We start from the raw sequence: 23,692 nt of genomic DNA, 5'->3' as shown, positions 1-23,692 counted from the left end.
GGTGGGGCCTGGGGGCATTCTTTGGGCGCATTATGCATGCCGCCCGCACCCCGCATGGCCCCCCCGCGACAGGGGTGCCGGCCGACGGCCAAGAGAGACGAATCAGGTCGCAGGCGGGGTCGGCTTGAGCAGGTGGGCGTGCACCGCCCCGGCCTTGAGGTAGCGGTAAGGCTGCAGGCCCAGACCGTGAAGCTCGTCGGCCGTCCAGGCGCGAGGAGCCTCCAGGTAGATGAAGCCCTCGGGCTGCACGGCTTGCCCCGCCGCCCGCAAGGCCGGCTCGAACAGGTCGGAGGCAAAAGGCGGGTCCAGCAGCACCAGGTCGAGACCGGCACCCCGTTGCTGGACCAGTTGGGCCACACCGTCACCTCGTTGCACCTTCACCTGGGTGGCCTTGAGGCGTATCGAGCTGGCCTGCAGATGCTGCACCAGCCCGCTGTCCTGCTCCATCAGCCAGACCTCGCGCGCCCCGCGTGAGGCGGCTTCGAAGCCCAGGGCGCCGGTGCCGGCAAACGCGTCAAAACAGCGCCAGCCACCCAGGTCCTGACCCAGCCAGTTGAACAAGGTCTCGCGAACGCGGTCCGGCGTCGGGCGCAGGCCCGGCCGGTCGGGCACGGCCAGACGGGTGCGCTTCCAGAGCCCACCGATGATGCGGATCTCCCCCGGCGCCTTGCTGAGCTTTGGGTGCCCGGAGGCCTTGCCAGCCGGTGCCGCCGGGGTTTTGCTCGGGCGGCTCATGGACGGGCCCCCACGGTCACGGTGACCTGGCGATCGGGTTGCAGATGGCGCTGAAAAGCCGCCCGGATGTCTTGCACACTGACCTTGTCGATCTGCTGCGTCCAGGTGTCCAGGTAGTCCCAGGGCAAGTCATGCAGGGCCATGTTGGCCACGTTGTCGAGCAGCTTCTTGTTGCTGTCGATGCGCAAGGCAAAGCCCCCCACCAGGTTGTCCTTGGCGGCCTTGAGCTCGGCCTCGGTCGGCCCTTCGGCCACGTACCGGCTCAGCACCTCTCGCGCCACCTTGACGGCCTCGGCCGCCTGATCGGGTCGGGTCTGCAGCCCGAGGGTGAAGGCGCCCGCATGCAGGCCCGGTGCAAAGTAGCTGTAGACGCTGTAGCTCAGGCCTCGCTTTTCGCGCACCTCGCTGGTCAGGCGTGACACAAAGCCACCGCCGCCCAGGATGTAGTTGCCCACCAGCAGGGCAAAGTAGTCGGGGTCGGCTCGGCGGATGCCGGGCTGACCGATGAACACATGGGCCTGGGCCGAATCGAAGGGCAGGCTCAGGTTTTCTGCCTGGGTCAGAGGCGCGACCTCGGGCACCGCGGGCTGGGGCTGGCAGGGGCCGGCCGGCAGCAGGGCCAGCAGGCGGTTGACCAGCACATCGGCCTGCTCGCGGGAAACCGCACCGACCAGGCTGACACGGGCGTCGCAAGCACGCACTGAACGGTTCAGGTAGCGGCGCATGTCGCTGACCTGCAGCGTGGCCAGGGTGGCGGCGGTCATCTCCTGACCGTAGGGGTGATCGCCGTAGACGGCACGCGCAAAGGCCTTGGCAGCCTGGGTACCGGGGCGGGTGTCCTCCTCTTTGAGCGAGGCCACCAGGCGCTCACGCTCACGGCGCCAGATGGCCTCGGGCAAGGTCGGTTCGGCCAGTTGGCGGGCCGCCAGGCTGATGGCCCGGTCCAGCAGATCGGGTTCGGTCAGGGTGCGCAGGCCGAAGGTGAGGCGGTCGTTGCCGGCGCTGCCGCCAAAACTGGCGCCCAGGTCGGCCCAGGCCTCGCTGAGCGCGTTTTCGTCCAGGGCGGGGGCTGCGCCATGGGCCTGAACGCCGCGCGAGCTCATGAGGGCGCTGACCGAAGCCAGCCCCGCCTGGCGGGCCGGATCCCGGCGCGAGCCGGCATCGAAGTCGATCTGCACGTCGAGCATCGGGATGGCCGGGCTTTCCACCAGGGCCACACGGGCTCCGCTGGCTTGGGTCCAGTGCTGGATGGGAAGTGCAGCCTGCGCAGCCGCGGTGGCCAGCAGCAGGGCCAGGGCCAGGCCGGCACGCCGGACCAGCAGCAGGCGGCGCGGCGGCGTCGAAACGGAAAGAGTCATGGAATCACCTGTGGAAGCACGCAGGCCGACGGCCTGGCCCAGGGTAGGGAGATAAGGGGCAGAAAAAAGAGCGGCAGACATCGGCAGGGCAGCCCGACGATCAGGAGCCATGGCGCCCGGCGGGCGCGGCCTTGCGTGGACGCTGCGGGTCCAGGGGCTGAGGCCGCAGCACGCCCACAGTCAGTTGGTCATCGCCAAAGTAACGCGCAGCCACCGACTGCACCTGGGCAGCCGTGACCCCGCGCAGGCGCTGGATCAGGCGCTCGCCGGCATCCAGAGGCTGGCCCTGCACCCAGTAGCGCCCCAGTTCATTGGCCTGGTTGAACACTGAATCGAGCTTGTAGACCTCGCTGGCCACCCATTGGGCTTTGACTCGGCGCAACTCGGCCTCACTGACGCCCTGCTCGGCGACCAGGCGCACCTGGGCACGCAAGGCCGCCTCGACGGCTTCAGGGGTCTGGCCAGCCGCGGGCACGCCATCGAGCACAAACACCTGCGGGCCCCGGCCCATGAGGCCGTTGTAAGCCCCTGCACTGTCGGCCACGCGGCGTTCGCCCTGGGTCAGGCCTCGCTCCAGACGGGCCCCCGGATAGCCGTCGAGCACCGCAGCCAGCACGGTCAGCGCCAGCACGTCGTCATCCGAGGAGGTGGTTTGATCGGGGGATTCGAGCTTGGGCACCTTGAAGGCCAGCGCCACGTAGGCCTGCTCGGCCGGGGCCTTGAAGTCGAAGCGGCGCAGCCCCAGTTGCTCGGGCTCGATGCGCGGCTTGCGCAGGGGCAGGGCGTGGGCGGCAATGGGCTCGTAATGGCGCTTGGCCAGCGCCAGCGCCTGCTCGGGCTCGATGTCGCCCGCAATCACCACCGCGGCATTGGTGGGGGTGTACCAGGTGCGCCAGAAACTGCGGGCGTCATCGGGTGTCATGGCGTCCAGATCGCTCATCCAGCCGACCACCGGACGGTGGTAGGGCGAGGCCACAAAAGCCGCGGCATTCAAGGCCTCATAGAGACGAGCCCGCGGGTTGTCATCGGTGCGCATGCGGCGCTCTTCCTTGATGACTTCGATCTCGCGCTTGAACTCATCGTCGGCCCACTGGTTGTGGGCAAAGCGGTCGGCTTCGAGCTTCATCACGTCTTCCAGGCGGGCAGCCGGGATCTGCTGGTAGTAGCCCGTGTAGTCCCGCGTGGTGAAGGCGTTCTCGCGCCCCCCCAGGGCAGCCACGCGCCGTGAGAATTCGCCGGGCGGCAGGCTGGGCGTGCCCTTGAACATCATGTGCTCCAGGGCATGAGCCACACCACTGGTGCCGTCGACCTCGTCCATCGACCCCACCCGCACCCACACCATGTGGGCCACGGTGGGTGCGCGGTGGTCAGGCTTGACGATCAGCGTCATGCCGTTGGCCAGGGTGTACTGGTGCACCCCGTTGGCCAATGGGACCGGCGCTGGAACGGACGTTGGGGTGGCCGCGGAAAGCGGGGCCTGAGGCGGGGCCGCAGCCTGTGTGGACTGCGCCAGAACAGGGGCCGCCAGGGCGCAGATCAATGCGGCCAGAAGGGTGGGTGTGCGTTTCATAGAATGATGGGATTCTAAGAACCCCGCAATGTTCAGCTTTTTCAAGAAAAAATCCCCTGCTCCTGCCCCGGCAGAACCCGCCAGCGCGCCGGCCGTTTCGGCGCCCGCGCCCGCTGCCGTGCCTGAAACCTCTGCGCCCGCAGCCCCGCCGGCCCCGACAAGCACCAACGGAGGCGGCCTGAGCTGGCTGCGCAATGCCTTCGGCGGCAAGCCAGCCGCACCGGCTGAGCCCCCTGCCGAGCCACAGGCCATCGCGGTGCCCGCCGCACCTCCAGCAACAGCTCCAGCAACACCTCCAGCCGCACCGCCCGTATCAGCGCCGGCTTCTGCGCTGGCCTCTGCGCCGTCGACCCCGGCCGCACCGCAGGTCGACGCCCCGGCGCCCGTTGCGGCACCTGCTCCAGTTGCACCTGCACCCGTTGCACCTGCTCCAGTTGTTGCACCAGCACCAGCACCGGCACCGGCGCCGATCCCGGCTGTGAGGACACCGGTACCCGCCGCGGCGCCCGTTGCCGTTGCCCCTGTGGCGGTGCCAGTCCCTGCGCCAGCGCGGCAAGGCTGGCTGGACAAGCTGAAGGCTGGCCTGCGCAAGACCGGCTCGACCTTGGCCACGGTGTTCACCGGCACGCAGATCGACGACGCCCTGTACGAAGAGCTCGAAACCGCGCTGCTGATGGCCGACACCGGCGTCAAGGCCACCGAGCACCTGCTGACCGATCTCAAGCGCCGCGTGAAGGAAAGCAAGACCACCGACCCGGCCGCGGTGAAGGCCTTGCTGGCCGACGCCATCACCGATCTGCTGCGCCCGCTTGAAAAGCAACTGGTGATCGGTGAGTTCACGCCCACCGTGATCATGGTGGCCGGCGTCAATGGCGCGGGCAAGACCACCTCGATCGGCAAGCTGACCAAGCACCTGGCCAACGAAGGGGCTGCGGTGCTGCTGGCTGCGGCCGACACCTTCCGTGCCGCCGCCCGCGAACAGCTGGGCGTGTGGGCCGATCGAAACACGGTCGAGATCGTCAGCCAGGAGGGCGGTGACCCGGCGGCCGTGAGCTTCGACGCGGTCACCGCGGGCAAGGCCCGTGGCAAGGACGTGGTGCTGGTGGACACGGCCGGACGCCTGCCCACCCAGTTGCACCTGATGGAGGAGCTCAAGAAAATCCGCCGCGTGGTGAACAAGGCCGACGCCACCGCGCCGCACGAGGTGCTGCTGGTGATCGACGGCAACACCGGCCAGAACGCCCTGGCCCAGGTGCGCTCGTTTGACGACGCGCTGAAGCTGACCGGGCTGATCGTGACCAAGCTCGACGGCACCGCCAAGGGGGGCGTGCTGGCCGCCATCGCCCAGGAGCGCCCGGTGCCGGTGTACTTCATCGGCGTGGGCGAGAAGCTGGAAGACCTGGAGACTTTCAACGCCCGCGAGTTTGCCCAGGCCCTGCTGTCCTGAGGCCCGGCCCCCCACTGGCCACGAGGCCCGCCCATCGGCGGGCCTTTTTCATTTCAGGTGAGCGTGTCGGGCGAAACCGCCCTGCCCTCTCAGGGGTTCACGTTGTCACGCACCCATTGGGCGTAGTCGGCCGAGGCCTGCCAGGGGGCCCAGCACAGTTGGGGCAAGTCGTAGGGATGGTGATGCTTCAACCACGCCAGCAAGGCCGGGCCGGCCGCTGCGGTTGTCTTGAGCGTGAGGCGCCATTCCGGCTCGGCCAGGGTCTGGCCCTGCCAGCGGTAGTGCGACTGCAGGGGTTCCACCTGGACGCAGGCGGCCAGGCGCTGCCCCAAGACCTGTTTGGCGAGCGCGTCGGCATCGGTGGCCTGCCCCACGGTGGTGGTGACACACCACAGGGTCACCGAAGAGGCTTCGATGGGGGAGGGCAGTGGATTGGCCGGCGGCGTGGACATGGTCAGGCTCCAGAACAGACCCGGGATTGTGACGCAGCAGCATCCGGCGGGCATGCACCGACTCATGACAGAAAAAGGGGCTTGTCATGCCCATGACCGGTTGCTTTCAGTAGACTGATGGGCATGTTTTTGCCTACACACCGACCCAGCCATGCCCTTCGCCTGATGGCGCTTGCAGCCATCGTCTTCGTTGCCAGCTGTGGTGGTGGCGGCGGCGGGGGATCGTCCAGCACCAGCACCGGATCGGGCAGTTCCGGCAGCTCGGGCGGGTCCGATAGTTCAGGCAGTGGATCAGGCAGTGGGTCGGGCAGCGCCACCACCGATGGCCACACGCTGATCCAGCAAGCCGCCCTGGCCCAACGGCCCGGGGTGCTGGCCAAAGCCCTGGGGCGCAGCCAGCGCCTGTTGGTGGGCTTGGGCTCGACCGACGTCGCCCCCATCCAGTCGCAGACGCTCACCCCCGACATCTACGACCAGTACCTGGTGGGGGCCGGCGCCAGCGCCTGGCCGAGCTGGAACAGCCCCTCAGGCGCCTACGTGCAGTTGGTGGCGCAGCGCGCCGACCAGTTGGGGGCCGTGCCCATGTTCACCCTCTACCAGATGGCCACCCGCGGCGATGGGGTGTTGACTGGCTTGACCGACACCAGCTTCATGAAGGACTACTGGGACAACACGCGTCTGCTGTTCCAGCAACTGGCCACCTATGGCAAGCCGGCCCTGGTCAATTTCGAGCCCGACTTCTGGGGTTACACGCACCGGGTGAACGCCGACCCCACGCAGATGTTCGTCTACGTCAACACCAACCCCGACTGTGCCACCCTGCCCAACACTGTGGCCGGCATGGCCGCCTGCCTGATCCAGACCGCGCGCCAATATGCGCCCCAGGCGTATGTGGGTTTCCCGCCCTCGCTGTTTGGCGACCTGCTGTCCACCGAAGTGAGCTACATGCAAAAGCTGGGGGCCGGCCAGGCCGACTTCGTGGTCATGCAGACGCTGGACCGCGACGCGGGCTGTTTCGAGGCGCAATCCAGTGTGGGCAGTTGTGTGCGCAGCGGCAGCAACTGGTACTGGGATGAGACCAACACCACCTCGCCCACCTTCACCGAACACTTTGCCACCGCCAACAGTTTCTTCCAGGGCCTGGGGCGGCCCCTGCTGTGGTGGCAAACCCCCCTGGGGGTGCCCGCTGCCACGGCCAGCAAGCAAAGCCCCTGGCGTGACAACCGCGTGCGCTACTTCCTGAGCCACCCCAACGAACTGGTCGCGGCCGGGGGGGTGGGCGTGGTGTTCAGCCCGGGCGAAGTCACCCAGACCAACATCACCACCGATGGTGGTCAGTTCAAGACCTACTCCAAAGCCTATTTCTCCAACCCCTCGGTCCTGCCCTGAGCCCCACGCGATCACCATGCCAAAACGCTGCGCTCGTCTGAAAGCCGCTGCCGGGCTGTTGGCGACCTTGCTGCTGGGCCTGGGGCTGCAGGGCGAGGCCCGGGCAGACAGCGGCAAGCTGCTGTTGACAGGCGGTGTTTCGACCGTCGAGGGGGCGGCCGGTGGTGGCATCGTGCCCTGGGCTGTGATGGGTACCCAGGCCACCGATGGTGAAATCGGGCTGAGCGCCAACCTCAACCAGTTGGCCACCCGCGACTACGGGCTGAAGACCTATGGCCTGACCTTGAACCTGCGCAATCAGATCGAGCTGAGCGTGGGACAGCAGGATCTCTCGGCCGGGCCGGCCACGGCACTGAACGCGCTGGGCTTTGACGTGCAGCCCGGCCCGCACCTGAAGATGGATGTGCTGGGGGCCAAACTGCGACTGGGCGGCGATGCGATCCTGGACAGCGACACCCTGATGCCTCAATTGGCGGTGGGCCTGCAGTACAAGCACACCCAGGCGGGCTCGCTGCAGCCGGTGTTCAACTTTCTGGGCGTGCGCAATTCGGGCACCGATGTGTATGTCTCGGCCACCAAACTGTGGCTGGCCCAGGGCCTGCTGCTCAATGCCACCTTGCGCTACACCCAGGCCAACCAGGGTGGGCTGCTGGGCTTCGGCGCTGCCGCGCCGGGGCGCCACGGCGCGAGCCTGAACCCCGAGCTGAGCGTGGCCTACCTGCTGCGCAAAGACCTGGCCGTGGGCGCGGAGTACCGCTTCATGCCCAACAACCTGGAGGCCGTGGGGCGCGCCGCCGGCCTGGGCAACGCCTTGCGCCAGGACGACTGGAAAGACCTGTTCGTGGCCTGGGCGCCCCAGCGCCATGTCTCACTGACCGCCGCTTATGTGGACCTGGGCCGCATCGTGCCCGGCGTGACCGAACAACGGCGCCAGCGGGGCTGGTACCTGTCAGGCCAGGTCAGTTACTGAGCGCCCCCTACAGCCTTCAGGACAAGCTCATGCCCCACCGACTTCTGCCCCTTGCCATGGCCACCTTGATGCTGGTGGCCACCGCTTCGGCCAGCGCAGACCCTGACCACTATGTGCCCGCCCGCCCGGCCGATGCCGCGTTGTACCGTGCACTGGGTGAGCGCGCCGGCATCGACGCCGTGGTGGCCGGCATGCTCAAACGCTCGGCAGCCAACCCACGCATTGCCGACAAATTCAAGGGCATCAAGCTCAAGGGGCTGCAGGACCAGATCACGGACCAGCTGTGCGAACTGACGGGCGGCCCCTGCCACTACGAAGGCAACTCGATGAAGGACGCGCACGAGGAACTGGCCCTGACCATGACGCACTTCAACGCCCTGGTCGAAGACCTGCAACTCGCCATGGACGAACAAGGGGTGCCGTTCCGGACCCAGAACCGGCTGCTGGCCATTCTGGCGCCCATGTACCGCGACATCCTGAAGTCGCCCCGCTGATGGGTTGGTGCATGGCCTGCTCAAAAAACAGGCAGCGCAAGGACAACCCTTTCAAATCAAGAACTTAGCACCCCATTCAACGCTCAGGACACGGCTTGTCCACAAGTTTGTCCAAGTCTGGCGGGGACAGAACCAGCAGTTGCCGTTCGAGCATCGCCGTCTGGGAGGGGCGTGGCCAGGGCAACACCAGACAGCGAATCACGGTTCTCGACCCTCATGGCCAGGACAGGTCCAGCCCCAGCATGCCGGCCAGGTCGAAAGTGACGAAGCCCAGCCCCAGCAGTGACAGCACAAAGACCGCGGCCACCTTGCCGCTGGCGCGCAGTAGCACACGCGTCTCCTTCTTCTTTTTCTCTTGGTCGTAATGCCACTTGATGGCGAAAAACATGCCGATGCCAAGCACGATCACTTTGAAAGTCACGAAGACTACGGGGACCCAATCCATCATTTTCTATATTCCAACGCTTCATTGAGAGCCTCGATGGCGCGGAATGCCGTCGGCACCCCTCGCCATTTCAGTTCAAAAATATCACCCCGGCATTTCCCATCATCAACCGGGACATCTGCCTGATATCCGGATAATGACATTCAGACATCATTTAAAAACAATGAGATTGCCATAAGCCATGCAGGCATACTACTTAAAAACAATTTCCATACATTGAGACAAATTGTCCCAGTATGAATGCCCCACACGACCCCAATTTGCCCAGTTGGTTGCCGCGACTGGTCATGCTCGGCGAGCCTCGCTTCTTGCAGATTGCAGATGCCTTGCAGGCGGCCGTGGTCGCAGGATCGCTGAAGCCCGGTGACCGCCTGCCGCCACAACGCCAGTTGGCAGCCCAGCTCGGCGTCGACCTGACGACGATCACCCGCGCCTACGACGAGGCCCGACGCCGCCAACTGCTGGAGGGCCGTGGCGCCAGAGGCAGCTATGTTGCAGCCCCGAAGGTCGAGCTGACCGCCCGCCTCGACCTGAGCATGAACACCCCTCCCCCACCGGATGGCGTGGATTTTGACGACCTGCTGAAACAAGGCTTGTCGCAAGTGCTGAGGGGGATGGACGGTGAATTGTTGATGAGCTACCACTTGGCCGGTGGAAGCGACTTTGACCGCCAGGCTGGCGCCCAATGGCTGAAACCGATGTTGGGGCCCGTGGATTCTCGGCAGGTGCTGGTCTGTCCGGGAGCGCAAGCGGCCATCGCCGCCTTGATCCTTGCGCTGACAAAGCCTGGCGATGTCATCCTGGCAGAGCCCATGGGCTACCCCGGCCTGCGGGCCGCAGCAAGCCAATTCGGCCGTCAACTCATCACGGTGGGCGCAGACCGGCACGGCATGGTGCCTGAGCGGCTTGAGGAGGCCTGCCGCCGGCACCAGCCCCGGCTGCTCTACCTCAACCCCACCCTGCACAACCCAACCGCCGTGACGCTGTCAGCGCGTCGACGCCAGGAGATTGCCCGCATCGCCAGGCGCTGCGATGTGCGGATCATCGAAGATGACCCCTACTGGCTCCTGGCCGATGCCCCGCCGCCGCCTGTGGCCACCCATGCCCCCGATCAGGTGAGCTACATCTCAACGCTGTCCAAATGCCTCACGCCCGGCTTGCGCGTCGCCTTCGTGCTGATACGCGCCCCGCACGAGCGCGAACGTTTTCTGGCCGCGCTGAAGTCATTTGCGCTGATGGCCTCACCTCTGTCGGCAGCACTGGCCACCCAGTGGATTCTTGACGGTTCGGCGGCCGGATTGATGGAAGGCGTCCGCAAGGAGGCACGCCGGCGCCACTGGATGGCCCGGGATATTTTGGCGGGTCGGTACCAAGGCACCGGGGACGGTCTGCATGCCTGGCTTGAGTTGCCTGCGCACTGGCCCCCCTCTGAGCTTGCGCGTGCGGCCAACCGCGAGGGCATCGCGGTCACGCCGGCGCAGGCCTTCGCCATGGACAGCGGATCAGTGAATGCCATCCGGATTTCTTTGGGGGGTGTGAGAGACCGGGACCTCTTGCAGGCGGGTCTTCGAGGGCTGTCTGATCTACTGGCGAGGCGACCTGAAGCCTGAGGCGCCGCAGCGATTTGAGCGACAGGTCAAATCCGTCTGCACCACAGTTTTGATTTATTAAAACCAAGCCACAGGCGTCAAAAAAATCGATAAGTGAGATTATCTGATCAATCCAACCGACGCCCCTCAAGCAATTGAATACCTCATTTCAGCTGGGTATTGAACTGAATCCATCACCTCATCGGGGCCATGATTTCTCAACGCGTCCGATATCAATTTAACCAGCAAGGCAACACCAAATTGCTCCCCCCCCATTCGGACGACCCGACTGAGGTCGGCCTCAGGCCAGGCTCAGCTTCGGTGTCCCACGGCATCCGAGTTGACACGATCATGACCGTGCCCCGTCGCAGGCCGGCGGCCCCTCAATCGTCGACAGGGCTCAGCGGCGTGTCCAGCGTCAATTGGTAAAACGCCAGGTCAAGCCATCGGCCAAACTTGAAGCCCACCTCAGGCAAGGTGCCGACGTGTTTGAACCCCAGGCGGGCATGCAAGGCGATGCTTCCCGAGTTGGATGCGTCGATGGCCCCGATGAGTGCATGCACACCCTGCTTTCTGGCCTCTTCGATCAACGCACGCATCACCTTGGCGCCAAGCCCTTGCCCTCGGTGGTCCTGGTGCACATAGACTGAATGCTCCACCGTGTACTTGTAGGCGGGCCACGCTCTGAAGGTGCCGTAGCTGCCAAAGGCCAGCAGTTTCCCGGCTTCATCCTCGATTCCGATGACTGGAAAACGCCCTTTGTCCTTGTTCGAGAACCACGTCGCCATGCTTTCAAGCGTGCGTGGCTTGTAGTCATACAAGGCGGTGGAGTTCAGGATGGCTTCGTTGAAGATGTCAAGAATGGGCTGCGCATGGGCGGCGTGCGTGCATTGAACAAATCGATGGGCTGTCATACCAAGCTCCGAGGGGGCTCTGTCGCCGTGGTCAGGACCAGCAGGTAGCGGGCTGCCGTGAGACTGGGGTTGTGGAATGTGATCCGGGCCGCGAGTGTCATCGCCATGCAGTCCCCTCTTTGAAGCTGCCAGGTCTGGTCGCCCAAGGTCACCGCCATGTCCCCTTCGAGCACCCACATCTGTTGTTGCACGCTGGCCTTGCGCACCGGGTTGTCGAAGACCACGGTCTCACCCGGGGGGAAGATCACCTCCACCAGATCAACCGGCGACTCCAGCCCGGAGGGTGACAACTGCCGACGCAGATAGCCCGAGGCGGGGTCGGTCCATACCGGCTGTTCAGCCGCCCGACAGACGGGATCCCCCTTGGGCGGGGTGCCCCCTGCAAACAGCGAGGACAGCGAGATGCCAAACGCATCCGCCAGCTTGTTGAGGACCGCTGCGGTGGGGCTGGTCTCTTGGCGCTCAATCAACGAAATCATGGACCGGCTGACACCGCTCTGCTCTGCCAGTTGCTCAAGCGTGAGCCCACGAGCCTTGCGCAGATCGCGCACACGTTGCGCAAGAAAGGTGTCAATGTCCATGGATCCATTTTAATGGATTTTTATCCATCAAAAAGGAATGAGCGACAGGCCTGCACACAGACAAAGGCACTCCGCCGTGGACGGCGGTCGATCATGTGGGGTCGGCGGCTGGCGCATCGAGGATTCGCCTCATCGGATCAACACCTTGGCGCCGACTTCAAGGCCACGAAGAGTTCCTCGACCACCGAGACGGCCTCCTTGAAGAGGCCGCGCCCCACCCCATCTGCCTGGGATGCCCCGGCGCTCAAAAGGGCGGGAACTTTCGGTTTAGCACTCAGTCACAGAGAGTGCTAATATTCCGCCATGGAAAGGATTTCTGGTATGAAAATCCAAACTTCAATGACCGCTGCAGCCACTGCCATCACCCCGGCCAACCCGTGGGCCATGGTGCCTGCCTTGGGCAATCTTGACGCCTACATCTCGGCCGTCAACCGCCTGCCCATGCTCACCCTCGAAGAAGAACAAAAGTACGCCCGTGAACTGCGCGACGACAGCAACGTCGAGGCCGCAGGCCGACTGGTGCTGTCGCACCTGCGCCTGGTGGTGTCGGTGTCGCGCCAGTACCTGGGCTATGGCCTCCCACAAGGCGATCTGATCCAGGAAGGCAATGTGGGCCTGATGAAGGCCGTCAAACGCTTCGACCCGGATCAGGGCGTGCGCCTGGTCAGCTACGCGCTGCACTGGATCAAGGCTGAGATCCACGAATACATCCTGAAGAACTGGCGCATGGTCAAGGTGGCCACCACCAAGGCCCAGCGCAAGCTGTTCTTCAATCTGCGCTCGATGAAGCAAGGCTTCAAGGCCGATGCCATGGACGATGGCAGCACGCACCGCGACACGCTGAGCGAACACGAAATCGACGTGGTGGCGCAGCATCTCAACGTGAAGCGCGAAGAGGTCATGGAAATGGAAACCCGCATGTCGGGTGGCGATGTCCTGCTGGACCCAAGCCCCTCCGAAGACTCTGATCAGGCTTTTGGCCCCATCGCCTACCTGGCCGACGCCGCCCATGAACCAACCGCCATGATCGAATCTCGCCAGCGCGATGTGCTGGCCAGCGACGGCATTGCCAGCGCGCTCAACGGTCTGGACGAACGCAGCCGCCGCATCGTGGAAGAGCGCTGGCTCAAGGTGAACGACGATGGCTCGGGCGGCATGACCCTGCATGAGTTGGCGGCCGAGTACAAGGTCAGCGCCGAACGCATCCGCCAGATTGAAGTGGCGGCCATGAAGAAGATGAAAAAAGCGTTGGCCGAGTTCGCCTGAAGAGGCCCCGCCTTTTTCTTCAAAGCCGGATCCGTCCGGCTTTTTGTTTTTGAGCCCGTGCAGAGGCGGGCCGCCTGCCTTCATAGGGCACACTGTTGGCCCTTGCACTGATTTGCGATGCGCGGAGCCGCTGCCATGCCAACTTCCATTTCACGCCGCCAGGCCCTGGGCCTGACCTTGAGCGGTCTTTCCTTGCCCCTGCTGGCCCAGACCCCAGCCCAATGGCCCCACAAGACGCTTCGCATCGTGGTGGGCTTTCCTGGTGGATCGTCACCCGATCTGATGGCCCGCACCCTGGCCGAGCCCTTGTCCAAGGCGTTGGGACAGCCGGTGATCGTGGAAAACCGTGTGGGAGCCGGGGGCAACATTGCCGCCGAGACCGTGGCCCATGCCACCGATGGCCACACCCTGGGCCTGATGATCAACGGCAATATGACCATTGCCCGGCTGCTCAACCCCAAGATCCATTACGACCCGCTCAAAGACCTGGCGCCAGTGAGCCTGATCGGAACCGCGCCGCTGATCCTCGCTGCCCCGGCCAACCTGCCAGGCGCCACACCGCAGGCCGTGCTGGAGGCGGCACGCAAAGCTGGCGAACAATGGAGCTATGGCTCACCCGGGGTGGGCACTGTGGCCCACCTGGGCATGGAGATGTTGAAGGCCCGCGCCCACCTGGGGGCGGTGCACGTGCCCTACCCAGGCAACCCGCAGGTGATCACCGCCATGCTGGGCTCCCAGGTGCAGCTGGCCCTGTTGCCGCCAGGCCTGGCTTTGGCCCAGGTGAAGGCGGGCAAGCTGCGCGCCATTGGCGTGACATCGTCCACCCGCAGCTCGCTGGCCCCCGAGGTACCCAGCCTGGCCGAGTCGGGTGTGACAGGATTCAACCTGGAAATCTGGAACGCCGTGGCCGCCCCGGCCAGCCTGCCGGCGCCGATCGTGGCCCGGCTTTCAGATTTGTTGAGCGGGATTGCCCGCACCCCCGAAGTGCGCGAGAAACTGTTCCAGATGGGCTGGCAGGTGGCCGGCACTTCGGCCGAAGGCCTGGCCAACCGGATCAAGGCGGACACCCGCAGCATGGGCGAGGTGATCCAGAAGCAGCGCATCCAGGCCGATTGAGGCCCGCCCCGCGAAGCCTCGCATCACCACGGGGCCCAGCAGATCAGGAGGCGCGCAGCAAGGCCTGAAGGTCGGACAACAGGGCCTGCGGGCCCGACCCGTAGCGCGCAAACAAGCGCAGTCGACCCTGCGGATCGTAGATGTAGCTGCCAGCCGAATGGTCCATGGTGTAGCTGGATTCAGTCTTGCCCTCGACCTTCTTGTAGTAAATCTTGAAGTCTTTGGCGAGCGCCGCCAGTTGCTCGGGCGTTTCGGGCCGCAGTGCAATGAAAGTCGGATCAAAGTTGCCCATGTAGGCCTTGAGCAGTTCAGCGGTGTCGCGCGCTGGGTCAACGGTCACGAAGACGGCCTGCAGGCGCTCCCCATCGGCCCCCAGTTGGCGCTTGACCTCGGCCAGCTCTGACATGGTGGTGGGGCAGACATCGGGGCATTGGGTGTAGCCAAAAAAGACCACCACGGCCTTGCCTTTGAAATCGGCCATCGTGCGCACCTGACCATTCTGGTCGGGCAGCTTGAAGTCGCGCGCGTATTCGGCGCCCGTGATGTCGACCGACTTGAACTCGGTCTTGGCCGGGGCACAGGCTGTCATCAAGCTCGCGGCCATGGCGGCCCCCAGCACGGTGAAGCCCCATTGGAGCACTTGTCGTTTCTTCATGGCATCAGAACAGGTAGTGGTCGATCAGCAGGGCCGCAAACAGCAGGCTCAGGTGGATCAGAGAAAAACGGAAGGTTCGGCGCGCCAACTCGTCCGAATAGGAGCGCCACAGGCGGAAGGCATAGGCAATGAAGCCGCCACTGAGCAGCACCGCCGCGACCAGGTAAAACCAGGAACTCATGCCGTAGACAAAAGGCATCAGGCACCCGGCAAACAACACAAAGGTGTACAGCAACACCTGCAACCGGGTGAACTCGTTGCCATGGGTGACGGGCAGCATGGGCAGCCCGGCCTTGCGGTAGTCCTCGACCCGGTAGAGGGCGAGTGCCCAGAAATGCGGCGGCGTCCAGAGGAAGATGATCAGGAAAAGGATCAGTGCCTCAGGGCTCACCTCGCCCGTCATGGCCGCCCAACCCAACACAGGGGGCATGGCGCCCGAGGCGCCCCCAATCACGATGTTCTGTGGTGTCAGTGGCTTCAGGATCACGGTGTAGATCACCGCATAGCCCACAAAGGTGGCAAAGGTCAGCCACATGGTGATCGGGTTGACCCACACATACAGCAGCACCGAGCCCGCCGTGCACAGCAGCGCCGAAAACGCCAGCGACTGGCGATCACTCAACTCGCCTTTGGCCGTGGGACGCCAAGCGGTGCGCTTCATCTTGGCATCGATGCCTTTTTCGACCAGGCAATTGAAGGCCGCGGCCGCGCCCGCCACCAGCCAGATGCCCAGTGAGGCCACCGCGGCCAGACCCACATCCGACAGGCTGGGCACGCCAGGCACGGCCAGAACCATGCCGATCAAGGCACAGAACACGATCAGTTGAACCACCCGGGGCTTGGTCAGCGCATAGAACTGCCGCGCCAGGGAGGGGTAGGAAACAGAAGGGGCGACGCTCATGCAGACAGTCTCGATGCGCTCAGGGATACGGAAGAGGAAAAGGCTCCGCGGGGGCTGCTGAGGGTCAGCACCCGCGTCAACACCAGGGCCAGGGCAGCGGCACCGCCGGTGTGCGCCACCGCTGCGATCAGCGGCCAGCCCAACACCACGTTGCTCAAACCTGTCAGGGCCTGCAACAGCAACAAGGCAGCCAGCCAGCGCGCCTGGCCCCGCAACGCGGGAACCCGCCACAAACGCCAGCTCAGCACACCCAGGCAAAGCAACACCACACCCGCCGCCAGCCGATGGGCAAAGTGGATGGCCGTGAGCGCGGCGAAGGTGAGTTGCTCGCCGCTGGCCAACTGGCCCAGCGGGCGCCACAGTTCAAAACCGCCCGTCCAGTCCATCGCAGGCCACCATTGGCCCTGGCACTGGGGGAAACTGCTGCAGGCCAACACCGCGTAGTTGGTGCTGACCCAGCCCCCCAACAGCACCTGGGCGGTCAGCAGCAGCGCGGCCGCCCCCGTGAGCAGGTACAGGCCCAGCGACACCGATACAGGCCGCAGGGCGCCCTCGGCCAGGCCTTGGCGCGCCACCTGCACCGCAAGCAACACCAGCAACACCAGGCCACCGGCCAGATGCAGGGTCACGATCGCCGGAAACAGCTTCATCGTCACCGTCAAGGCGCCGAAAGCCCCTTGCAGGCAAACCCAGAGCAGGGTCAGCACCGGCCAGCCCAGCCCGGGACCCCGGCGTCCTTGGCGACGCTGGTCGCGCCGGCGGCGCCAGGCCAGGACCAACTGGGCCACGATCAAGGCCCCCACACCGGTGGCCAGGTAGCGGTGCACCATCTCAACCCAGGCCTTGCCATGGGTGACCGGGCCGGTGGGCATGGCCTGCTGGGCCTGGGCAATCGGCGCCTGCGCGCCCAGCGGGCTGGCGTGGCCATAGCAGCCCGGCCAATCGGGGCAGCCCAGGCCCGAGTCGGTGAGGCGGGTGAAGGCGCCGAACAACACCAGATCAAAGGTGAGAAACAAGGTGACCAGGGTCAAGGCCTGCAAACGCCCCTGAGGATTGCGCCCCCGGTGACGCAGCCACCACCACAGCAAGGGGCCGGAGGCGACCAAGGCGCCCATGAGCATCACCTGCAGCAGGGGCGACAGGTCGTAGGCGGGCTGAAGCGTGTTCATGGTGTCAGCGCCCCGCCTCATCCCAGCCGGCCGAGGCTCGCATCAGGCGCTCCAGATCCCGCTTGGCCTTGGCCGCGCCTGCCAGATCAAGTCGGGCCGGAAAGCGCATCATCCAGTGGCCCATCGGGTCGACCAGGTACAGATGATCGGCCAGGGCCTGGCCAGCGGCAGGATTCAGCCAGGCGTTCAAGCCCTCGGGGGCCACGCGCAACACCGTGGCTTGCCCCAATGCGGGCAACAGGGCCGGGCGCACCGGCGTTTGGTCGGGTACCAGCCAGACCCAGTCCAGGCGGTCCTTGTCCTTGCCCAGGCTCTCGCGCAACTGGCGCTGCAGGTACAGGTGCTTTTCACAAGCCTCATCACAGGCACCGCCCGCCACGCTGATCAACAGCCACTGGCCCTTGAGCGATGACAGGGCCATTGGCTGGCCGTCCAGCCCCTGGGCCGTGAGGGCGGGCAGTTCTCGCTGAGGCTCGATCAACTCGCCGTAGCTCTTGTGCGCGCTGGGTCGAATCACGTAGTAGGTGAGGTAAGAGGCCAGCACTGGCGCAGCGCAGACCAGCAGCACGGCCAGCATCTTCAGACGGCCCAGGCGTGTGCGCGCACCGTTGGCGCCGGCCATCTGCTCGGGCGTGGGCATCGAATGCACCGTGAGCCCCAGGGGCGAGTCGGGCAGATGCGGCAGTGGCGACAGATCAGGGCGAGCGGGGTTTGCGTCGGACAATTTGAAACCAGACATAAAGAGTGGCCATCAGGGCGCTGAGGCCGAACCATTGGAAAGCGTAACCGTAATGTTTTTCGGTGCCGGCACCGGGTTCAAACCAGTCGCGCTGCAGGCCGTCCGAACTGGCATCGATCTGAACCACGGAACCCGCTTGCAATCGCAACCCGATCTCTTCGCTGAAAGCATTCACGTCGAGATTCTGCCGGATGCGGGAAGACCCCTCGATGGCAGCGGCCGTCCCCAGTTCCAGCAGGTGGGCCGGTGGTGGTGCGACACGGCCCAGCAGAACGACCTCACCTGAAGGCGTCTGCACCTCCGGAACACGGGCCCGGTCCTGGAAATTGCGTGGCACCCAGCCCCGCTGCACCAGCACCGCGCCCGCCTTGCCAGGCAGGGCCAGGGGCGTCACCACAAAAAAGCCGGGGCGACCGTTCATCTGACGGTTGTCGAGGTAAAGGGTGTGATGCGTCAGCCACTGGCCGCGCAGCATGATGCGCCGGTAGTTCAGGTCTTGCCCGGCACGGCTGGCCTGCAACCAGTCTTGCCAAGTCAGGGGTGGCAGGGCTCCCTGGTGCACCATGGCCTCGTGGAGCCGCTCTTTTTCGGCAGCGCGCCCCAACTGCCAGCGACCAAGCCCCAGCGTGAGCAGCACGCCGAACAGCGCCGCGGCCGTGATGAGGACGAAGCGCTTGTTGAGCTGGCTTTTGCCAAAGCTGTTGTGCCACGCGCCTGAACGCTTCACAGGATAATCGCCTTCATGAAATACCTCGTCATCCTGGCTTTTGCCGCCATTTTGCTCAGCCTGGGAACGGCCCTGTTCTTCATGCTCAAAGGCAAGCGCCAACCCGGCGAGAAACCGAACATGGCCCGGGCACTGGCCTTTCGCGTCGGCTTTTCGGTGCTGCTGTTCGCCTGCATTCTGATCAGTTGGAAATTGGGCTGGATTCAACCGACCGGCATTCCCGCCGGCCGCTGACCATCATAGGCGCAGCAGCCCGTCACAACGCCGCGCCACCCGACTCAAAGGCCCGGCCTTGACCGGAGGCCCGGAGATCGCAAGCGGCGACAAAAAAGCGCCTTGCGGCGCTTTTTTGTCAGGTCTGGGGCTTGTTACAGCCAATAGACCAGCACGTACAGGCCCAACCAGACCACGTCCACAAAGTGCCAGTACCAGGCAGCGCCTTCAAAGCCAAAGTGGCGCTCAGGCGTGAAGTGGCCCTTTTGCAGGCGCAGCGTGATGAAGAACAGCATCAGCGCACCCACGAACACGTGGAAACCGTGGAAGCCCGTCAACATGTAGAAGGTCGAGCCATAGACACCCGAGCTGAGCTTGAGGTTCATCTCGCTGTAGGCGTGCATGTATTCGTAACCTTGCACGAACAGAAAGACCACCCCCAGCAGCACCGTGGTCCACATGAACAGAATCGTCTTGCTGCGCTGACCAGCCTGCATGGCGTGGTGAGCGATGGTCAGTGTGACGCCCGAGGTGAGCAGCAGCGCGGTGTTGATCGTGGGCAACCAGAACGGCGTCATGGTCTGGAAGGCATCGATGGTGCCAGCCGGCGATCCGGTGGCGCCGGCCACCGTGCCCGGCCAGGCGGCCTGGAAGCCGGGCCACAGCAAGGCGTTCTCGAGGTTGCCCAGCGCCGGCACCGAGTGCGCGCGAGCCCACCACAGAGCCGAGAAGAAAGCACCGAACAACATCACCTCAGAGAAGATGAACCAGGTCATGCTCCAGCGGTAGGACAGGTCGATCTTGTGACCATATTGCCCCCCCTCGCTCTCAGCGATGGCGTCGCGAAACCACTGGTAAAGCACCACAAACCACCACACCAGGCCGAAAGCCAAGGCGTAAGGGCCCCACTCACCGCTGTTGATCCAGTTGGCCGCCCCCATGATCACGAAGAACAGGCCGATCGCCCCCATCACGGGATGCCGTGATTCATGAGGAACGAAGTAATAAGGGGCTCCACCATGCGTTGTCGAACTCATTTTTGCTCCTGTCTCTCTCTAACTCTGATTGAATTTCTGGAACAAGCCATGCCAGTCACTGGACCACCCAGTGCACCAGGGCAATCAAGCCCAGCACAAACAGGAGAGCCCCAGCCAGACCGACGGCAAGGATGTGGAAAATATTGAGCTTGGCGGTGTCTTCCTGGTAGTCGCTGTTCTTGCGAATGCCCACGAAAGACCACGCCACTGCCTGAACGGTGCGCAGCCAGGACCCTTTGCGTCGCGGCGAGGACGGCTTACCCAGCGGCTGGTTCATGAGCCGGCCCTCGCACCTGCACCCACCACGGGCGCCAGAGCCGTCTGGCCCTCAGGCGCCGCCGGCGTCTTGCCACCCACCTCAAAGAAGGTATAGGACAAGGTGATGGTGTTCACGTCTTTGGACAGCTTGGGATCGATCACGAAAGCCACCGGCCACTGCTTCTTTTCGCCGGGCTCCAGGGTGTACTGGTTGAAGCAGAAGCACTCCACCTTGTTGAAGTAGGGTGCCGCCTGCCGCGGTGCATAGCTGGGAATGGCCTGGGCCGACATGCGGCGGTCCTGCACGTTCTGGAACTCGTACATGACCGTGGTCAACTCACCCGGGTGAACCTGCAAAGAACTCTGGGCCGGCTTGAAATGCCAGGGCCCGCGTGAGTTGGCGTCAAATTCAACCGTGATGGTCCGACTGGTGTCAATCTGGGTGTTGGCCGGCAGCTTGACATTGCGCCCCGTGGGCCCGCTCCCCGGCACCTCGCGCTCGACCAGGGCCAGGATGTTGATGCCCGTGGCTTCGCAGATGGCCTTGTACATGGGCACCAGGGCATAGCCGAAGGCGAACATGCCTGCCACCACGACGGCCAGCTTGCCAACCATGCGGGTGTTTTCAAGGCGGCTCATGCGGGTCCGTTCAGTGCGCGAGCAACACCATCTTGGCCATGAACCCGATGAAGAACACCGCGGCCACAGAAGCCAGGATCAGGCCCAGGCGAAGGTTGTTCTTCTTTTGTTCGGGAGTCATGGTTCAGACGGGTCCGTGGAGGGGTTCAACCGATCACGCGCGAGGCCGTGGCGTCGAGCTTGGGCGGATTTTCGAAGGTGTGGAACGGCGCCGGCGAGGGAACTTCCCACTCCAGGCCTTCAGCGGCTTCCCAAGGCTTTTGCGGGGCCTTGTCGCCCTTGCCCATCATCACTGGCAGCACGATGAACACGAAGAAGTACACCTGGGCCAGACCGAAGGCAAAGGCACCGACCGATGCCACGGCATTGAAATCGGCAAACTGCATCGGGTAGTCGGCATAGCGGCGGGGCATGCCGGCCAGACCCAAGAAGTGCATCGGGAAGAAGGTGACGTTGAACGCGATCAGCGACCACCAGAAGTGGATCTTGCCGCGGGTTTCGTTGTACATGAAACCCGTCCACTTGGGCGACCAGTAGTAGAAGCCGGCGAACAAGGCAAACAGCGAGCCGGCCACCAGCACGTAGTGGAAGTGGGCCACCACGTAGTAGGTGTCCTGCAGCTGGATGTCGATCGGCGCCATGGCCAGCATCAGGCCGGTGAAACCGCCCATGGTGAACACGAAGATGAAGCCAACCGAGAACAGCATCGGGGTTTCGAAGGTCATCGAACCCTGCCACATGGTGGCAATCCAGTTGAAGATCTTCACGGCCGTGGGCACGGCGATCAACATCGTGGCGTACATGAAGAACAGCTGGCCGGTCACAGGCATGCCGGTGGTGAACATGTGGTGGGCCCACACGATGAACGAGAGGATGGCGATGGACGAGGTGGCATACACCATCGAGGCATAACCGAACAGTCTCTTGCGGGCGAAAGCCGGCACGATCTGGCTGATGATGCCGAAGGCCGGCAAGATCATGATGTACACCTCGGGGTGACCGAAGAACCAGAAGATGTGCTGGTACATCACCGGGTCACCGCCACCGGCGGGGTTGAAGAAACTGGTGCCGAAGTGGCGGTCAGTCAAGGTCATGGTGATGGCACCCGCCAGCACCGGCATCACGGCGATCAGCAGGTAGGCCGTGATCAGCCAGGTCCAGGCAAACATCGGCATCTTCATCAGGGTCATGCCGGGGGCGCGCATGTTGAGCACCGTCACGATGATGTTGATTGAGCCCATGATCGACGAAGCGCCCAGGATGTGCATGGCAAAGATGCCGGCGTCCATCGAAGGGCCCATCTGCAGGGTGAGCGGGGCATACAGCGTCCAGCCGGCAGCAGGAGCACCGCCGGGCATGAAGAACGAACCCGCCAGCATCAGTGCGGCCGGGATCATCAGCCAGAAGCTGAAGTTGTTCATGCGGGCAAAGGCCATGTCGGAGGCGCCGATCTGCATCGGCAGCATCCAGTTTGCGAAGCCCACGAAGGCCGGCATGATCGCGCCGAACACCATGATCAGGCCGTGCATGGTGGTGAGCTGGTTGAACAGCTCGGGGTTCATCAGCTGCAGGCCGGGCTGGAACAGTTCAGCACGGATGCCGAGGGCCAGCACGCCACCGATCATCAGCATGGTGAAGCTGAACAGCAGATAGAGCGTGCCGATGTCCTTGTGATTGGTCGCAAAAACCCAGCGCCGCCAGCCCGCCGGGGCGCCGTGGCTGTGATCGTCGTGCGCATGATCGTGGTGGTCGAGAACTGCACTCATGATGTTTCCTTGTCTTAATCTGGAGGGGCGACGTCGGATTACTTGCCGCGCAGTGCGAGCACTTCAGCAGGCTGCACCAGCTGACCCGTCTTGTTGGACCAATTGTTCTTGGTGTAGGTCACCACAGCAGCGATGTCGGTGTCCGACAGCTGCTTCCAGGAAGGCATGGCACCGTTGTTCTGGCCATTCAGAAGAACAGCGATCTGGAGAGCGTGGTCGGCATCAAGCACCTTGGCCGACCCGTCGAGCGGCTTGATCGGGCCAGCGCCCTTGCCATTGGGCTGGTGGCAGGCCGCGCAGTTCGAGGCATAGACCTTTTCGCCACGCTTGAGGATGTCGTCCATCGTCCAGACCTTGCTCGGATCATCGGCCTTGGCGGCGGCTTTTTTCTTCTCGGCTTCGACCCATTGTGAGTATTCGGCCGCGGCCAGCACCTTCACATGGATCGGCATGTAGGCGTGCTCTTTGCCGCACAGTTCGGCGCACTGGCCGTAGTAGTCGCCGGCCTTCTCGGCACGGAACCAGGTGTCGCGGACAAAACCGGGAATGGCATCTTGCTTGATGCCGAAGGCCGGCACCATGAAGGCATGGATCACGTCGTTGGCGGTCGTGATGATGCGCACCTTCTTGCCCACGGGCACCACCAGCGGGTTGTCGACCTTGAGCAGGTAGTTGTCAGGAATGTCGCCCTTGGCACCGTTGTTGGACATGGCCCGCTGCGTGGCATCCAGGGTGGAGATGTAGGACAGGCCTTCGCCCTCGCCCTTGAGGTAGTCGTAACCCCATTTCCACTGATAGCCGGTGGCCTTGATGGTCAGGTCGGCATTGGAGGTGTCTTTCATGGCCACCACCACCTTGGTGGCGGGCAGGGCCATGCCGATCACGATCAGGAAGGGGACGATGGTCCAGATGATTTCCACGGTGGTCGACTCGTGGAAGGTGGCCGGCTTGTAGCCGACCGATTTGCGGTGCTTCCAGATCGAATAGAACATCACGCTGAACACGGCCACGAAGATGACCACGCAAATGATCAACATCATCCAGTGCAGGAAATGCTGCTCTTCGGCGATCCGGGTCACCGGGGGGGCCAGGTTGAGCTGTCGGACGGCCGGACCGCCGGGCAGGTCATTGACCGCATGAGCGGCGGTGCCGATCAGGGCGCCAGCGGTCAGCAGCAGCGAAGCCAACTTGTTGGAAATGCTCTTCATCGTGTTCACTTCTTCATTGCCTCTATGTAATCGACGCCACCGTGCCAGCGAACC

Annotated in this window: 27 protein-coding genes; 8 read left to right on the top strand and 19 right to left on the bottom strand. The window is 64.2% G+C overall.

The genetic code is table 11. The features are described 5' to 3' along the window. Nucleotides 1–102 precede the first annotated feature (102 nt). The 3 genes from rsmD to AC3WUT_RS17085 all read right to left on the bottom strand — a co-directional run bounded on the left by rsmD (nt 103) and on the right by AC3WUT_RS17085 (nt 3,663). A complete protein-coding gene (rsmD, locus tag AC3WUT_RS17095; protein ID WP_492348276.1) occupies nt 103–735 on the bottom strand; it encodes a 16S rRNA (guanine(966)-N(2))-methyltransferase RsmD in 633 nt (210 codons plus the stop codon). Beyond that, a complete protein-coding gene (locus AC3WUT_RS17090) occupies nt 732–2,093 on the bottom strand; it encodes a M16 family metallopeptidase (protein ID WP_492348275.1) in 1,362 nt (453 codons plus the stop codon). Before AC3WUT_RS17090 ends, rsmD begins: the two co-directional genes overlap by 4 nt. Nucleotides 2,094–2,193: 100 nt before the next feature. Further along, complete coding sequence (locus AC3WUT_RS17085) at nt 2,194–3,663, bottom strand: M16 family metallopeptidase (RefSeq protein ID WP_492348274.1); 1,470 nt, start codon at nt 3,661–3,663, stop codon at nt 2,194–2,196. A 28-nt stretch (nt 3,664–3,691) separates the two neighbouring features. Here AC3WUT_RS17085 and ftsY point away from each other — a divergent pair, with 28 nt between their 5' ends. Continuing rightward, nucleotides 3,692–5,110: a signal recognition particle-docking protein FtsY gene (ftsY, locus tag AC3WUT_RS17080; RefSeq protein WP_492348273.1), complete on the top strand. Its 1,419-nt coding sequence runs from the start codon at nt 3,692–3,694 to the stop codon at nt 5,108–5,110. An 89-nt stretch (nt 5,111–5,199) separates the two neighbouring features. Here ftsY and cutA read toward each other — a convergent pair whose 3' ends face one another. Continuing rightward, nucleotides 5,200–5,562 carry a divalent-cation tolerance protein CutA gene (cutA, locus tag AC3WUT_RS17075; RefSeq protein WP_492348272.1) on the bottom strand — a complete coding sequence of 121 codons (363 nt, stop codon included), beginning with the start codon at nt 5,560–5,562 and terminating at the stop codon, nt 5,200–5,202. Nucleotides 5,563–5,685: 123 nt separating this feature from the next. Between cutA and AC3WUT_RS17070 the strand changes: the two genes are divergently transcribed. From AC3WUT_RS17070 to AC3WUT_RS17060, 3 genes are read left to right on the top strand one after another with little or no spacing between them, the layout of a single operon-like run. Next, on the top strand, nt 5,686–6,951 hold the full coding sequence (locus AC3WUT_RS17070; protein ID WP_492348271.1) for a hypothetical protein: 1,266 nt from the start codon (nt 5,686–5,688) through the stop codon (nt 6,949–6,951). Nucleotides 6,952–6,961: 10 nt separating this feature from the next. After that, a complete protein-coding gene (locus tag AC3WUT_RS17065; RefSeq protein ID WP_492348432.1) occupies nt 6,962–7,921 on the top strand; it encodes a DUF3034 family protein in 960 nt (319 codons plus the stop codon). 29 nt (nt 7,922–7,950) lie between these two features. Continuing rightward, nucleotides 7,951–8,415: a group I truncated hemoglobin gene (locus AC3WUT_RS17060; RefSeq protein ID WP_492348270.1), complete on the top strand. Its 465-nt coding sequence runs from the start codon at nt 7,951–7,953 to the stop codon at nt 8,413–8,415. A gap of 214 nt (nt 8,416–8,629) precedes the next feature. On the opposite strand, the gene AC3WUT_RS17055 is transcribed toward AC3WUT_RS17060, so the two are convergent. Continuing rightward, the gene (locus AC3WUT_RS17055; RefSeq protein WP_492348269.1) at nt 8,630–8,863 is read right to left on the bottom strand and encodes a hypothetical protein; all 234 of its coding nucleotides are present in this window, start codon (nt 8,861–8,863) and stop codon (nt 8,630–8,632) included. Continuing rightward, a complete protein-coding gene (locus tag AC3WUT_RS17050) occupies nt 8,860–9,003 on the bottom strand; it encodes a hypothetical protein (protein ID WP_492348268.1) in 144 nt (47 codons plus the stop codon). The genes AC3WUT_RS17055 and AC3WUT_RS17050 overlap by 4 nt, the downstream gene beginning before the upstream one ends. Before the next feature lie 93 nt (nt 9,004–9,096). Between AC3WUT_RS17050 and AC3WUT_RS17045 the strand changes: the two genes are divergently transcribed. Next, nucleotides 9,097–10,470, top strand: a complete 1,374-nt coding sequence (locus tag AC3WUT_RS17045) for an aminotransferase-like domain-containing protein (RefSeq protein ID WP_492348267.1) — start codon at nt 9,097–9,099, stop codon at nt 10,468–10,470. 362 nt (nt 10,471–10,832) lie between these two features. On the opposite strand, the gene AC3WUT_RS17040 is transcribed toward AC3WUT_RS17045, so the two are convergent. Both AC3WUT_RS17040 and AC3WUT_RS17035 read right to left on the bottom strand, forming a co-directional pair. Beyond that, a complete protein-coding gene (locus AC3WUT_RS17040; protein WP_492348266.1) occupies nt 10,833–11,363 on the bottom strand; it encodes a GNAT family N-acetyltransferase in 531 nt (176 codons plus the stop codon). Next, the gene (locus AC3WUT_RS17035; RefSeq protein ID WP_492348265.1) at nt 11,360–11,944 is read right to left on the bottom strand and encodes a helix-turn-helix domain-containing protein; all 585 of its coding nucleotides are present in this window, start codon (nt 11,942–11,944) and stop codon (nt 11,360–11,362) included. The genes AC3WUT_RS17040 and AC3WUT_RS17035 overlap by 4 nt, the downstream gene beginning before the upstream one ends. A gap of 321 nt (nt 11,945–12,265) precedes the next feature. Here AC3WUT_RS17035 and rpoH point away from each other — a divergent pair, with 321 nt between their 5' ends. Together rpoH and AC3WUT_RS17025 are read left to right on the top strand one after the other, a co-directional pair. Beyond that, nucleotides 12,266–13,210 (top strand): RNA polymerase sigma factor RpoH, encoded by a 945-nt coding sequence (rpoH, locus tag AC3WUT_RS17030; RefSeq protein ID WP_492348264.1) that lies wholly within the window; start codon nt 12,266–12,268, stop codon nt 13,208–13,210. A 135-nt stretch (nt 13,211–13,345) separates the two neighbouring features. Continuing rightward, on the top strand, nt 13,346–14,326 hold the full coding sequence (locus tag AC3WUT_RS17025) for a Bug family tripartite tricarboxylate transporter substrate binding protein (protein ID WP_492348263.1): 981 nt from the start codon (nt 13,346–13,348) through the stop codon (nt 14,324–14,326). A gap of 43 nt (nt 14,327–14,369) precedes the next feature. Here the strand turns inward: AC3WUT_RS17025 and AC3WUT_RS17020 are convergent, their stop codons facing one another. Genes AC3WUT_RS17020 through AC3WUT_RS17000 form a run of 5 tightly spaced genes read right to left on the bottom strand, consistent with a single transcriptional unit; the run spans nt 14,370 to nt 18,517 of the window. Further along, nucleotides 14,370–14,981: an SCO family protein gene (locus AC3WUT_RS17020; RefSeq protein WP_492348262.1), complete on the bottom strand. Its 612-nt coding sequence runs from the start codon at nt 14,979–14,981 to the stop codon at nt 14,370–14,372. 4 nt (nt 14,982–14,985) lie between these two features. Next, a complete protein-coding gene (gene cyoE, locus AC3WUT_RS17015) occupies nt 14,986–15,882 on the bottom strand; it encodes a heme o synthase (protein WP_492348261.1) in 897 nt (298 codons plus the stop codon). Then, a complete protein-coding gene (locus tag AC3WUT_RS17010; RefSeq protein WP_492348260.1) occupies nt 15,879–17,051 on the bottom strand; it encodes a COX15/CtaA family protein in 1,173 nt (390 codons plus the stop codon). Before AC3WUT_RS17010 ends, cyoE begins: the two co-directional genes overlap by 4 nt. 4 nt (nt 17,052–17,055) lie before the next feature. Beyond that, entirely contained in the window at nt 17,056–17,790 is a 735-nt protein-coding gene (locus tag AC3WUT_RS17005) for a redox-active disulfide-containing membrane protein (RefSeq protein ID WP_492348259.1), read from the bottom strand. Beyond that, nucleotides 17,747–18,517 carry an SURF1 family protein gene (locus AC3WUT_RS17000; protein WP_492348258.1) on the bottom strand — a complete coding sequence of 257 codons (771 nt, stop codon included), beginning with the start codon at nt 18,515–18,517 and terminating at the stop codon, nt 17,747–17,749. The genes AC3WUT_RS17005 and AC3WUT_RS17000 overlap by 44 nt, the downstream gene beginning before the upstream one ends. 15 nt (nt 18,518–18,532) lie before the next feature. Between AC3WUT_RS17000 and AC3WUT_RS16995 the strand changes: the two genes are divergently transcribed. Beyond that, a complete protein-coding gene (locus tag AC3WUT_RS16995; protein WP_019574036.1) occupies nt 18,533–18,751 on the top strand; it encodes a twin transmembrane helix small protein in 219 nt (72 codons plus the stop codon). 134 nt (nt 18,752–18,885) lie between these two features. Here AC3WUT_RS16995 and AC3WUT_RS16990 read toward each other — a convergent pair whose 3' ends face one another. From AC3WUT_RS16990 to coxB, 6 genes are read right to left on the bottom strand one after another with little or no spacing between them, the layout of a single operon-like run. Then, entirely contained in the window at nt 18,886–19,767 is an 882-nt protein-coding gene (locus AC3WUT_RS16990; RefSeq protein ID WP_492348257.1) for a cytochrome c oxidase subunit 3, read from the bottom strand. 55 nt (nt 19,768–19,822) lie between these two features. After that, a complete protein-coding gene (locus AC3WUT_RS16985) occupies nt 19,823–20,044 on the bottom strand; it encodes a DUF2970 domain-containing protein (protein ID WP_492348256.1) in 222 nt (73 codons plus the stop codon). After that, nucleotides 20,041–20,664: a cytochrome c oxidase assembly protein gene (locus tag AC3WUT_RS16980; RefSeq protein WP_492348255.1), complete on the bottom strand. Its 624-nt coding sequence runs from the start codon at nt 20,662–20,664 to the stop codon at nt 20,041–20,043. The genes AC3WUT_RS16985 and AC3WUT_RS16980 overlap by 4 nt, the downstream gene beginning before the upstream one ends. Nucleotides 20,665–20,674: 10 nt before the next feature. Then, a complete protein-coding gene (locus AC3WUT_RS16975) occupies nt 20,675–20,785 on the bottom strand; it encodes a cytochrome oxidase small assembly protein (protein WP_492348254.1) in 111 nt (36 codons plus the stop codon). Between the two features lie 25 nt (nt 20,786–20,810). After that, complete coding sequence (gene ctaD / locus AC3WUT_RS16970; protein WP_492348253.1) at nt 20,811–22,430, bottom strand: cytochrome c oxidase subunit I; 1,620 nt, start codon at nt 22,428–22,430, stop codon at nt 20,811–20,813. A gap of 38 nt (nt 22,431–22,468) precedes the next feature. Further along, on the bottom strand, nt 22,469–23,638 hold the full coding sequence (coxB, locus tag AC3WUT_RS16965) for a cytochrome c oxidase subunit II (RefSeq protein WP_492348252.1): 1,170 nt from the start codon (nt 23,636–23,638) through the stop codon (nt 22,469–22,471). Nucleotides 23,639–23,692: the final 54 nt, after the last annotated feature.

Source organism: Curvibacter sp. EU05-FHT14A10 (genome assembly GCF_058791075.1).
The sequence above is the reverse complement of the archived record's forward strand: the minus strand, read 5'-3'. Positions and strand labels throughout refer to the sequence as shown.